Source organism: Kitasatospora sp. YST-16 (assembly GCF_026802215.1).
GTDB classification, from domain to species: Bacteria; Actinomycetota; Actinomycetes; order Streptomycetales; family Streptomycetaceae; genus Kitasatospora; species Kitasatospora cineracea.
In genome coordinates this window covers 1833870-1845657 of the sequence record NZ_CP113837.1, presented here as the reverse complement: position 1 = coordinate 1845657, position 11788 = coordinate 1833870, and the positions used below count along the sequence as shown (strand labels likewise).

13 protein-coding genes are annotated in these 11788 nt (G+C 74.8%); 3 read left to right on the top strand and 10 right to left on the bottom strand.

The window, feature by feature from the left end:
* Window positions 1–41 precede the first annotated feature (41 nt).
* Entirely contained in the window at window positions 42–440 is a 399-nt protein-coding gene (locus OU787_RS08385; RefSeq protein WP_268658962.1) for a VOC family protein, read from the top strand.
* 7 nt (window positions 441–447) lie between these two features.
* Here OU787_RS08385 and OU787_RS08380 read toward each other — a convergent pair whose 3' ends face one another.
* The 4 genes from OU787_RS08380 to OU787_RS08365 form a co-directional block, all read right to left on the bottom strand.
* Window positions 448–1230, bottom strand: coding sequence for a TetR/AcrR family transcriptional regulator (locus OU787_RS08380; RefSeq protein ID WP_081967285.1), 783 nt, complete (start codon window positions 1228–1230; stop codon window positions 448–450).
* 128 nt (window positions 1231–1358) lie between these two features.
* Window positions 1359–1568, bottom strand: coding sequence for a 4-oxalocrotonate tautomerase family protein (locus OU787_RS08375; RefSeq protein ID WP_030463552.1), 210 nt, complete (start codon window positions 1566–1568; stop codon window positions 1359–1361).
* A 69-nt stretch (window positions 1569–1637) separates the two neighbouring features.
* Entirely contained in the window at window positions 1638–2384 is a 747-nt protein-coding gene (locus OU787_RS08370; RefSeq protein WP_232795183.1) for an SDR family oxidoreductase, read from the bottom strand.
* 136 nt (window positions 2385–2520) lie between these two features.
* A complete protein-coding gene (locus OU787_RS08365) occupies window positions 2521–3096 on the bottom strand; it encodes a MarR family winged helix-turn-helix transcriptional regulator (RefSeq protein ID WP_268658961.1) in 576 nt (191 codons plus the stop codon).
* A gap of 93 nt (window positions 3097–3189) precedes the next feature.
* Between OU787_RS08365 and OU787_RS08360 the strand changes: the two genes are divergently transcribed.
* Window positions 3190–3834, top strand: coding sequence for an MBL fold metallo-hydrolase (locus tag OU787_RS08360; protein ID WP_030463549.1), 645 nt, complete (start codon window positions 3190–3192; stop codon window positions 3832–3834).
* A 67-nt stretch (window positions 3835–3901) separates the two neighbouring features.
* Here the strand turns inward: OU787_RS08360 and OU787_RS08355 are convergent, their stop codons facing one another.
* The 5 genes from OU787_RS08355 to OU787_RS08335 all read right to left on the bottom strand — a co-directional run bounded on the left by OU787_RS08355 (window position 3902) and on the right by OU787_RS08335 (window position 9006).
* Window positions 3902–4873: a DUF1152 domain-containing protein gene (locus OU787_RS08355; protein WP_268658960.1), complete on the bottom strand. Its 972-nt coding sequence runs from the start codon at window positions 4871–4873 to the stop codon at window positions 3902–3904.
* Window positions 4874–5004: 131 nt separating this feature from the next.
* The gene (locus tag OU787_RS08350) at window positions 5005–5967 is read right to left on the bottom strand and encodes a DUF1152 domain-containing protein (RefSeq protein WP_268658959.1); all 963 of its coding nucleotides are present in this window, start codon (window positions 5965–5967) and stop codon (window positions 5005–5007) included.
* A gap of 69 nt (window positions 5968–6036) precedes the next feature.
* Window positions 6037–6876: a siderophore-interacting protein gene (locus OU787_RS08345; RefSeq protein ID WP_268658958.1), complete on the bottom strand. Its 840-nt coding sequence runs from the start codon at window positions 6874–6876 to the stop codon at window positions 6037–6039.
* A 140-nt stretch (window positions 6877–7016) separates the two neighbouring features.
* On the bottom strand, window positions 7017–7376 hold the full coding sequence (locus OU787_RS08340; protein WP_268658957.1) for an arsenate reductase family protein: 360 nt from the start codon (window positions 7374–7376) through the stop codon (window positions 7017–7019).
* A gap of 85 nt (window positions 7377–7461) precedes the next feature.
* Window positions 7462–9006 (bottom strand): glycosyltransferase family 39 protein, encoded by a 1545-nt coding sequence (locus tag OU787_RS08335; protein WP_268658956.1) that lies wholly within the window; start codon window positions 9004–9006, stop codon window positions 7462–7464.
* A gap of 442 nt (window positions 9007–9448) precedes the next feature.
* Here OU787_RS08335 and OU787_RS08330 point away from each other — a divergent pair, with 442 nt between their 5' ends.
* Complete coding sequence (locus OU787_RS08330; protein ID WP_268658955.1) at window positions 9449–10564, top strand: PP2C family protein-serine/threonine phosphatase; 1116 nt, start codon at window positions 9449–9451, stop codon at window positions 10562–10564.
* Window positions 10565–10643: 79 nt separating this feature from the next.
* On the opposite strand, the gene OU787_RS08325 is transcribed toward OU787_RS08330, so the two are convergent.
* Window positions 10644–11558, bottom strand: a complete 915-nt coding sequence (locus OU787_RS08325; RefSeq protein WP_030460738.1) for an ABC transporter substrate-binding protein — start codon at window positions 11556–11558, stop codon at window positions 10644–10646.
* Window positions 11559–11788 lie beyond the last annotated feature (230 nt).

Here is an 11788-nt window from a genome sequence, read left to right as displayed (position 1 = left end):
GGCCGGAACCACCGCACTGGAACACCGCACGGGAGCACCCCATGAACCTCGTCTCCGTCCGACTGATCACCGCCGACGTCGACCGCCTGGTCGCGTTCTACGAGCAGGCCACCGGCCTGACCGCCGTCCGGGCCACCCCCGACTTCGCCGAACTCCGCACGCCCGCCGGGACGTTGGCGATCGGCAGCACCCGCACCGTGCCGCTGTTCGCCCCGGGCTCGGCCGAGCCAGCCGCGAACCGCAGCGCCATCGTGGAGTTCCTGGTCGAGGACGTCGACCTGCTGCACCGCCGACTGGCCGACAGCGGCGCGGAGTTCGTCAGCGGGCCGACCACCCTGCCGTGGGGCAACCGCTCGCTGCTGCTCCGCGACCCGGACGGCACCCTGGTCAACTTCTTCACGCCGATGACGCCGGAGGCCCGGGCCCGGCAAGGGGTCTGACGGTCCGTCAGGAGGCGGGCGGCTGCTGGAGGGTGTTCAGCCAGACCAGCAGCAGGGCCGTCTCCGCCTCGCCCAGCGGGCCGGGGCGCTGCTTCAGCTGGGCCTCCAACTGGCGGGCGGCGGAGGCGAGTCGGTCCTCCTCGGGGGCGGGCGCGGCGGCCGACTCGTTCAGGCAGGAGGCGAAGACCGCGTCCCGGACCCGGGTGGACAGCTCCGGGTCGGCGAAGCGGTCGGGCTGGGAGAGCATGCTCAGAGTGACGCCGACGTTGGCCGCCAGGATCGCCTGCGCGGCCTGCTCGGTGGGGATCCGCAGGGCGCCGGCCGCCGCGCACCGGTCCAGGGTCTGCTTGAGCATGTCGAAGATCCGGGTGGCCGGTTCGGGCACCTCGGGCAGGACGGGCGAGAACATCAGCCGGTACAGCGCCCGGTTGGTCAGCGCGAAGACCATGTGGTCGTCCCAGCCCGCCCGCAGGTCGGCGACCGGGTCGGCGGTGACGGCGAGGGCCCGCTTGCGGTCGATGTAGCGCTCGAAGCCGTGCGCGACCAGCGCCATCAGCAGGCCGTTCTTGTCGCCGAACAGGCGGTACAGCACCGGCTGCTTGACGCCGACCGCGTCGCACACGGCGCGGGTCGAGACGTCGTTGTCCGCGGACTCCTCGAGCAGGTCCTCGGCGGCTTCGAGCATCCGGGAACGGAGGTCGCCGGTCCCCCGGGGGGCGGTGCCGGCGGGGGCAGTGCCGGTGGGGGTGGTACCTGCGGGGGCGGTACCGGTGGTGCCGGCGTCGTGCATGGCCTGTTCCTCGATTCCTCGCTGCCCGGGCCAGCGTAGTGGAGGGCGGCGCCGGGCCCTCCCGGTCGGGCGCGCGGGCGGGCCGGGCCGGGAGGGGGGTGGTGCTGCGGTGGTGCTGCTGTTCGGTGCTACTCGGTGCCGTTGAGCATGGCGGCGGTCAGGACGTGGCCGCCGATGCCCCAGCCGCCGTCGGTGACCTCCTCGACCAGCACCATGGTGTTCTGGCGGGCCCGCTCACCGTAGAGCTCGGCGTACAGGTCGGTGACGCGGTCGACGATCAACTGCTTCTGCTCCGCGGCCAGGGTGCCGGCGGGGACCTTGAAGTTGGCGAAAGGCACGGTGCTCTCCTCGTGAGGGGCGGTACTGGTGACGGTGACGGTGGTGGTGCGGGAGGGACTGGTGGCGGGTCAGACGATCCCGCCGTTGCTGCGGATGTTCTGGCCGTTGATCCAGCGGCCGGCCGGGCCGGCCAGGAAGACGGCCAGTTCGGCGATGTCCTCGGGGGTGCCGAGCCGTTCGAGCGGGGGCTGTGCGGCCAGCCGGTCGATGGTGGCGGCGTCCTTGCCGTCCAGGAACATCGCGGTGGCGGTGGGGCCGGGGGCGACGGTGTTCACGGTGACGTCCCGGCCGCGCAGCTCGCGGGCGAGCACCAGGGTCAGTGCCTCGACCGCGCCCTTGCTGGCCGCGTACGCCCCGTAGGCGGGGAACTGCAACCCGACCACCGAGGTGGAGAAGTTGATCAGCGCCCCGCCCCGGCGCAGTCGGCGGGCGGCCTGCTGGGCGACCACGAAGGTGCCGCGGACGTTGACCCGCTGGACCTCGTCGAAGTCGGCCAGGTCCAGTTCGGCGACCGGCGCCAGCCGCATCACCCCCGCGGTGTGCACGACCACGTCCAGCCCGCCGAACTCGGCCTCCACCAGGTCGAACGCGGCGGCCATGGCGTGCTCGTCCGCGACGTCCCCGCCGACGGCCACCGCCCGCCCCCCGGCCCCGACGACCTCGGCGACCAGCGCTTCGGCCTTGGCCCGGTTGCCGGAGTAGTGGACGGCGACGGGGTACCCGGCGGCGGCGAGCTGCCGGACCACGGCCCGGCCGATGCCGCCGGAACCGCCGGTGACCAGGGCGACCCGGGGTGCTGATTCGGTGCTGGACATGGCACGGCCCTCCGTCATTTCGATGATCTCGCTGTGCTGCTGTCAACGATAACAGAGTTTTGGATCGTTGATACGGAGATTCTGTTGTCATCGAAACGGAGGGGTTGGCCGCCGGGTTCGCCGACGGCCCCGCGGCTCACCAGGCCCCGCTGATCGGCCCCCGGTCGCCCGCCCGTCCCGCACTGCCCGCCGTGCTCGCTTCGCCCGCGCCGTCCGCGTCGCCCGCGTCGTCCGTCGCGCCCAGCTCGGTCGCGATCCGGTCCAGCAGGGGGAGGGCTCGGGCCAGCAGGAGTCGCTCGGACTCGTCCAGGCTCGCGGTGAGCGCACGGGCGAGCAGGCCCACCCGCTGTCGCCGGTCGGCCTCGATCGCGTTCCGGCCCTGCGTGGTCAGGGTGAGCACCTTCTTGCGGGCGTCGTCCGGGTGCGGCCCGGCGGTCAGGTGGCCGGCCTCGGTGAGCTCCTTGACCGTGGCGGCCATGGTCTGGTGCCGCACGCCGCGGCTCGCCGCGAGTTCCGCGGTGGTCATCGGGCCCTGCCGGTCGAGCAGGTCCAGCACCGTCGCCGGGATGGGGGCGAGCTGGTCGTGCGGCCGACCGGCCCGGACCAGGCCGCTGATCGCCGCCCGCAGCTCGGCCGCGAGGTGCTCGGCCGCGAGCCGCTCGGCGGCGGGCTGTTCGGTCCGGGGCTCGGGGGAGGGGGAGGGGTGTGCCATGCGGTCACGCTACCAGTTGCACAGTCCGGACTGTACAGTCCAGACTGCACAGTCTCGCCTGTACATCTCTGCGGTTCCGTGAAAGGACTCCCGATGCGGCTGACCAAGCACGCCCACGCCTGCGTGACGCTCACCAAGGACGGCGCCCGGATGGTCGTCGACCCCGGCGCCTTCACGCCCGACGCCGCACAGGCGGTGGCCGGCGCGGCGGCGGTGCTGATCACCCACGAGCACTTCGACCACTTCGACGAGGAGGTGATCGGCGCGGCCCTGGAGGCCCGCCCCGAGCTGCGGGTCTACGGCCCCGCCGCGGTGGTGGAGCGGTGGACGGCGGCCCGGCGCGGCCAGGTGACGGCCGTCGCCGCCGGGGACGCGTTCACCGCGGCCGGCTTCGACGTCACCGTCCACGGCGACCTGCACGCCGCCATCCACCGCGACATCCCGCGCGTCGCGAACCTCGGCTACCTGGTCGACGGGCAGGTCTACCACCCGGGCGACGCCTACCACGTGCCCGAGGCCCCGGTCGGCACGCTGCTGCTGCCCGCCGCCGGCCCGTGGACCAGGACCGGCGAGGCCGCCGACTACGTCCGGGCGGTCGCCCCCGGGCGGCTGGTGCAGATCCACGAGGCGATGCTCAGCGAGATCGGGCAGCAGTCGATGGCCCGCATCCTCAGCCCGGGCATGCTCACCGACGTCCCGCTGGAGATCGTGCCGCCCGGCGACAGCATCGAGGTCTAGCAGGTCCAGCGGGTCTAGCAGGTCCAGCGGGTCCGGCGCCGGGGTCGGGTGCGGGACCGGGCGGGCCTCAGTGCGGGAAGGGGCGGGCCGGGCGCTGCCGGGGCAGGTCCTCGCGGAAGTCGGCGATCACGGAGGCGATCTCCCGGGTCGTGGCGGTGCCCTCCAGTCGGTCCAGGTAGAGGTTGCGGGCGGCCAGGGCCTCGACCGTGACGCCGAAGTACAGCGTCATCAGCGGGTTGACGAACAGCGTGCTGTCGCCGGTGTGCTCGGTGAAGCGGACGTTGCCGAACTCGCCGCGCAGCGCGGCGGCGACCGAGCCCTGCACGATGCTGGCCCGCTCGGGGTGCTCGGCGCGGGCGCGGGCCACGGCGTCCAGGTAGTGGGCGGCCTCGGGGGAGTCGGCGGGGATCGAGAACGCGCCGAGGTAGCCGCCGTCGCGGTGCAGGGCAGCGAGATTTTCCAGCACCAGGGCGTGGCTGACGCCGTGGTGGGCGTCGACGCCGAAGCCGAGGCAGGCGACCAGGCGCTGCGGCACGTTCCGGAGCCCGGCGACGGCCGCCAGCGAGGCCATGTCCTCCTCCGGGGTGCCCAGGCCCGCTTCGTCGCCGCGCAGCAGGATGTCGGTGCCGCCGTCCACCAGCAGGATCGCGTCGATCCCGAGCCGCCGCACCAGCGTCCGGTAGGCGGTCCGCAGCGGTTTGACCCCGGTCGAGGCGAACGCCCAGACGGCGTCCGGCAGTTGGTGGTCGCGCAGCCAGCGGGCCAGCGAGCGTTCGGGGAACTTGGTTTCGGCGGACGGGGTGTCGGGCGTGATCCGGGCCAGGTGCGGTCCGGCCCAGGCCCCGCCGTCCAGACCGTAGTGGTGGGTGAAGGACAGGTTCGCCAGGTGGACTTCGCGCCCGGCGGCCCGCAGCGCGAGGGCGAGCGGCAGTCCCGCGTACACGTCGTGGCCGCCGCCCGCGCCGGCGATCAGGATCCGTTCGGCGCCCAACAGGCGGGTGAGCAGCGGTGGTTGGAAGAACGCATCGGTGGTGGTCATCGGGGGCGGAGGCTAGCAGCCGCCCGGCACCGGAGGGGACCGGTTTTCCTGCGGGCCACCCGCCCGGGGCCAGGCGCGCAGGGCTGCCGGGCGCGCAGGGCGGCCAGGTGCGCAGGGGGGCAGGGCGGGTCTCAGTGCGGGAAGGCCCGGGGTGGGCGCTGTCGGGGGAGGGAGTCCTGGAAGCGGCCGATGGCGGCGGCGACCTGGCCGAGCAGGACGGTGTGTTCCAGGCGGTCCAGGTAGAGGTGCCGGGCGGCGAGGGCTTCGACGGTGGCGCCGAAGTAGAGGGTCATCAGCGGGTTGATGAACAGGGCGCTGCTGCCGGTGCGTTCGGTGAAGCGGACGTCGCCGAACTCGCCGCGCAGCGCGGCGGCGACCGAGCCGTGCACGATGCTGGGGTGTTCGGGGTGCTCGTCGCGGGCGTGGGCGACGGCGTCCAGGTAGTGGGCGGCCTCGGGGGAGTCGGCGGGGATGGAGAACGCGCCGAGGTAGCCGCCGTCGCGGTGCAGGGCGGCGAGGTTCTCCAGCACCAGGCTGTGGCTGACGCCGTGGTACGCGTCGATGCCGAACCCCAGGCAGGCGACCAGGCGTTGCGGGATCTCGTCGAGTCCGGCGACGGCGGCGAGCGAGGTCATGTCCTCCTCCGGGGTGCCGAGTCCGGCCTCGTCGCCGCGCAGCAGGATGTCGGTGCCGCCGTCCACCAGCAGGATCGCGTCGATGCCGAGCAGGTCGACCAGCGCCCGGTACGCCGCCCGCAGCGGCTGTACCCCGGTGGGCGGGAACGCCCAGACGGTGTCCGGCAGTTGGTGGTCGCGCAGCCAGCGGGCCAGCGAGCGTTCGGGGAAGTACCGGTCGGCCGAGCGGACGTCCGGCGTGATCCGGGCCAGCTCGGGGGCCGCCCAGACGTCCAGGTCCAGCCCGTGCAGGCTGCTGAACGAGAAGTTCGCCAGGTGGACTTCGCGCCCGGCGGCCCGCAGCGCGAGGGCGAGCGGCAGTCCCGCGTACACGTCGAAGCCGCCGCCCGCCCCGGCGATCAGGATCCGTTCGGCGCCCAGCAGGCGGGTGAGCAGCGGCGGCTGCAGGAGACTCGTCACCCGCGGGAAGGTAGCAGCCGCCGGCTCCGGCCCGGGGCCCTTTCCGCAGCCGGGGCCCCGGGGGTCCGGTCAGCCGGGCTGGGAGCGGTGGAGGAGTTCGCGGGCGTCGGCGAGGTCCTCGGGGGTGGGGGCGTCGTCCTGGGTGAGGTGGGTGCGCCAGTAGCCGGTGGAGCGGACGGCGGAGCGGGGGAGGCCGCGGTCCTCGACCAGGTGGCGGCGGAGGGCGCGGACGGTGGCGGCCTCGCCGGCCAGCCAGGCGGGGCCGGGGTCGGGCGGGAGCGCGGCGGAGCGGACGGCGGCGAGCAGGCGGGCGCCGTGCGGGGCGTCCCCGCGGTGCACCCAGTGGGCGGTCAAGTCGCCGAAGCCGAGCAGGGGTTGGTGCTCCTCGGGGCCGGCGACCTCGATCCAGGCGTGGGCCCGGGCGTCGGCCGGCAGGGCCTCGACCAGGGTGCCGAGGGCGGGCAGCGCGGACTCGTCGCAGGCCAGCAGCAGCGGCCGGCCGCCGTCCAGCGGGAACGGGCGGGCGGACTCGGGGGAGGGCCCGGACATCGCCAGCACCTGCCCGGGCCGGGCCCGCGCGGCCCACGCGGCGGCCGGTCCGACCGCGCCGTCCTCCCCGAGGCCCTCCCCGGAGGCTCCGGGCAGGACGAAGTCGACGTCCACGGTGTGGAGTTCGGCGTCGTGGGCGCGCAGGGTGAAGGGCCGCACCCAGGGGCGGCGGGCCGCGGGGACGGCGTGGTACCGGCCCACCAGGTCCTGGCCGGGGCGCGGGAAGTGCAGCTCGACCTGCTGGTCGGGCCCGGCCAGGGCGAACCCGCCGGGCGGCAGCGCGAAGGTGACCCGGACGGTCCGCGGCGTGGGCCGGCACACCGCGGTGACGGTCAGGCGGCGGATCGGCAGGTCGGACACGGTGCGCTCCCGGCAGGCTCGGCGGATGGACCGCCCCAGCCTGCCGGGCCCCGCCCACAGACCGCTGTCATCCCGCTGTCACCCGCCCCAAGGGCTCAAGGGGCGCGAGGGGCCCAGGGCGCTCAGGGCGCTCAGGGCGCTCAGTGCGAGAGCACGTCCTGCACCGCGTCCGGGGTCCGCCCGATCACGGTGTAGCCGTCGTCCGCGGTGATGATCGGACGCTGGATGAGGACCGGGTTGGCGGCCATCGCGGCCACCCAGCGGGCCCGGTCGGCGTCCTCGCGGCCCCAGGAGCGCAGGTCCAGCTCCTCGGCCACGGCCTCGTCCAGCCGAGCCACGTCCCACGGCTCCAGGCCCAACCGGCCCAGCACCTCGGCGAGTTCGGCGGCCGTCGGCGGCTCCTCCAGGTAGCGGCGCACGGTGTACTCCACGCCGGCCGCGTCGAGTTCGCCCTGGGCGGTGCGGCACTTGCTGCACTGCGGGTTGATCCAGATCTCCATGGCCGTCCAGCCTACCGACCCCGGCTTATCGACCCCGGCCCGTCCGAGGTCCGTCCCCGGCCGTCGCCGCCCGCGCGAGGCGCGCTCACTGCCCGCGCGCGAGCAGGGTGAGCGTCAGGCCGCCCGCGTGCGAGGTCCGGACCGGCGTGTAGCGGGACTTGAGCGCCTCGGCCTGGGCGGGGGAGAGGTCCGCGTAGGGGTCGGGCGACTCGCCGACGGCGACCACCCACACCCGCGGGTCCGCCCCGAGGCAGTCCGCGGGGACGGGGCACTCCAGCGCGAAGAAGTCGTTCAGCCGGACGGCGTCGGTTCGGACGAACACGTCCCGCAGCCGGTCGGAGCGCGGCAGGTAGTAGCGCACCCCCAGGTCGAGCATCAGGTAGGACGCGCCCCCGCGGGGCGGGACGATCGCGTCACCGGGGCGGTAGTCGGCGGCCAGCAGCGCGGCGGTGCCCTTCAGGTCGTAGTCGTCGTGCGCGTCGGCGGCGCGCAGCCCCCACTGGGTGGGCAGGGCGAGGGCGCCGAGCACCAGCAGCAGGACCGGCCGGACCCCGCGCCGTCCCGGCACCCCCACCCCCACGCCCACCCCGGCACCGGCCAGCATCGCCCAGGCCGGGACGGTGAACAGCAGGTAGCGGCCGGTCCAGTACGAGGAGGAGCCCTGGGACAGGACCCACACGGCCAGCAGGGGCAGCACCGCCAGCAGCACGGCCTGGAGGGCCGCCGCCCGGGACGCCCGGCGGACGCAGGCCGGCACGGCCACCGCCAGCAGCCCGGCCGCCACGGCCCCGGACCCGAACAGGCTCGGCAGGACCTTCACCAGGCCGGACACCGGCGGCGCCCCGATCCAGGAGATCTGCCGGCCCGCCTGCCGCTGCCCGGCCAGCACGAGCGGCAGCAGGGCGACGGCCGCCCCCGCGCAGGCGAGGCCGTACCCGGGCAGCACGTGCCGCCACGGCCGGCCCCGGAGCCGGACCGCCACCACCGCCGCGTGCCCGGCCAGGGCGGCGACGGCCACCAGGTGGAACGCCCCCGCGAGCAGGACGCAGACCGCGTACCCGCACCACCACCGGGGCCGGACGGGCCCCGGCTCCTCCAGCGCCCGGAGCAGGAACCAGGTCGCCGCGGCCACGGCGAGGACGGCGAAGGCGTACCCGCGGGCCTCCTGGGCGTACCGGGAGACCGACGGGAGGGCCGCGAACAGCAGCCCGGCGGGGAGCGCGGCCGGCGCGCCGAAGAGCTTGCCCGCCCCCAACGCGACCAGCGCGGCCGTGGCGGTCATCGCCAGCAGGCCCGGCGCCCGGAGGCTGGTCGGGGAGTCGCCGAACACGGCGATCCAGTAGTGCAGGGCCAGGTAGTAGGCGCCGGAGACCGCGTCGACGCGGTGCAGCAGGTCCAGCAGTTCGCCGGTGTTCCGGGTGGCGGCGCTCCAGGTGGCGAGCTCGTCCCGCCAGAGCTGCGGGGTGCCGATCCGGTAGGCCCCGAGGACGAACGCGAGCGCGGCCGGCCAGAGCCACCGCCCGTGCCGCTCCCCGCGCAGCGCGGACGCGGAGAGCCGGCCGCGGAACCGGAGCCGAGGACGGGGCCGGGGCCGGGGCAGCGGGAGGGGTAAGACGGGCGCGCCGGTCACGGGGGGAGAGCCGGAGGGCACGCGGAGACGTCGGAACATGAGTGGCCGGTTCCTCACTGGAACGATCGGGTGGACAGGGGTTCCGAAGCCCTCGGCTCCGGTTCGGGCGCTCCCGTCCCGGCCGATCGCACGCCAACCACAGCCCCCCGGGCGCAAACTAGCAACCCCCGGCCGCGGCCGTCCCCCGTTTGCGAACACCCGTACGCATCCACGCGCATCCGTGCCCGTCCGTCCGTGTCCGTCCACGCGCCGTGCCTGTCCGTGCGCATCCGTGCCCGTCCGCGCACCTCGGCGGTGACCCGGCTCACAGCACGTCGTCCTGTTCGGCCGGAACGGGCCGAAGGTCCCGAACCGTCGGGACTTTGGCGTGCGGTGGCCGGGAGCCGCCGCACGCGACGATGGAGGGGAGGACCCACCCGTACCCGCCGTTCAGGAGGTCAGCATGGCAGCGTGGCCCGCCACCGCAGTCCGCCCGGCCGGGGCGCGCTGGGAGGCCGCGATGGCGCAGGCGCTGCGCGCCCCGGCCTGGGTGCGGCTGCTGCCGGTGCTGCTGGTGGTCGCCGACCTGGTGATGGAGTGGTCCATCCCCAGCTCGGTCGCGGCCGGCTTCCTGCTCACCGTGATCCCGGTGGTGGTCGCCTTCAGCGGCGGCCCCGCGCTGGTCGCCTGCTCCACCGCCGTCACCGTCGCGCTCCAGGCGCTGCTCGCGCTGCGGGCCGGCCACCTGACCGAGCAGCACCACCTGTGGACGTACCTGGCCACCGCGCTGGCCGGCGCGATGGGCGCGGGGCTGGCCCGGCAGCGCCGCCGCCAGGCCCGCGACCTGGCCCGGGTGCGCGCCGTCGCCGACACCCTCCAGCACACCGTGCTGCGCCCGGTCCCGGCCCGCGCCGGGGGCCTGCGCGCCGCCGGGCTCTACCACCCCGCGCAGGCGGACGTCGGCATCGGCGGCGACCTGTACGAGGTGTGCGAGACCCAGTACGGCACCCGGATCCTGCTCGGGGACGTCCGCGGCAAGGGGCTGGACGCGGTGCGGACCGTCGCCGACGTGATCGGCGCGTTCCGGGTCGCCGCCTACGAGACCGCCGAACTGGGCGAGCTGGCGGCCAAGTTGGACCGCCAGGTGCACCGGGCCGCCGAACAGCGCGGCGACCGCGAGCTGTTCGTCACCGCGGTGCTGCTCGAACACCGCCCCGGCGGGACCGAGCTCGGCCTGGTCAACCGGGGCCACCTGGCCCCGCTGCTGCTGGCCCCGGGCAGCGTCGGCACCGTCCGCTGCCCCGAGGACCTCCCGCTGGGCCTGGGCCACCTGGCGGCCGGCCCCGTCGAGCCGCCCGCCACCGTCCCGCTGCCGCCCGGCCGCACCCTGCTGCTGCACACCGACGGCCTCACCGAGGCCCGCGACCGCACCGGCGCGTTCTACCCGCTCGCCGCCCGCCTGGGCACCCTGCCCGCCACCGACCCGGACGCCGTGGTCTCCTTCCTCGACCGGGACGTCCGCCGCCACGCCGGCTCCCTGACCGACGACGTGGCGGTCCTCGCCTTCACCACCGCCTGAAGCCCGAAGCCTGAAGCCTGAAGCCTGAAGCCCGAAGCCTGAACGCCTGAAGCCGCACCCGCGGGAACCGCCAGGGGGCTCACGGCCCGTTGGTGACCGCGTTCTGGATCGCGCCGACCTGCAGCTGGTGGTCGTTCAGCACCTGGTCGTAACTGCCGTCGGTGATCAGCCGGTTCATCGCCCGCATCAGGACGTCGCGCAGCTGCTGGTCGTCCTTGCGCAGCGCGATGCCGAACGGGCGGGGCTGCAGCTGCGGGCCGCCGACCTGCAGGGTGTTGCCGTTGTCGACGGTCTGCGCGGCGTACGTGACCTTCGGGTAGTCGGTGACGAAGGCGTCCGCGCGGCCCTTCAGGTTGTCGACGGCGGCGCCGTCGCTGTCGGTCTCCATGACGGTCAGCGGCTTGTTGTTGTGGTCGCAGACCGTCTTCTGCCGGCTCACCAGGTCGGCGTGGGTGGTGCCCTTCTTGACCGTGACGGTGTGCCCGCACAGGTCGTCGATCTCGTGGATGTTCTGCGGGTTGCCCTTGTCGACGGCGATGCCGATGCCGGCCATGAAGTAGTCGACGAAGTCCACGCCGGGGTTGACCTGCTTGCCGTCCTTGTCGACGCCCTGCTCGCGCTCGCGGGTGTCGGTGATCCCGGACATGGCGATGTCGTACTTGTGGTCGAGCAGCCCGGGCAGCACGTTGGCGAACGGCCCGACGTCCTGGAACTCCATCCGGACCCCGAGCAGCGCGCCCAGCTTCTGCGCCAGGTGCGGGTCCAGCCCGTCCGGTTCGTTGCGGTCGTTGCGGTACACCACCGGCGCGGCCGTGAACGAGGCGCCGACGGTCACCACCCCGGCCTTGCGCACCCGTTCGGGCAGCAGCGCGCGCAGGTCCGCGGGTCTGTGCGGGTCGTCGCCGATCCCGGCGATGCCGCAGCCGCTCAACAGCAGCGTCCCGCCCATCACGGCGGCGAGCGCGGCGCGCCCCCGCCGGTTCCACTGAGCCATGTCGTCTCTCCCCGTGGTCGACGCGGAACACGACAAGCCCAGGGACGACGGACGGCACGGCGGCATGGCCGCGGAACGCGGCATGGCAATACCGAGGAAGACCCCTCGGCCGGCCGCCGTTCCGGCTAGATCGTTCCGACTATAGCCAGCATGGTCACGACAGCCCAACGCCGCCCGCCAACTACTCTCCGTCAACCCCGGTTTGACGCCCGATCAGCACCCATCGGCCC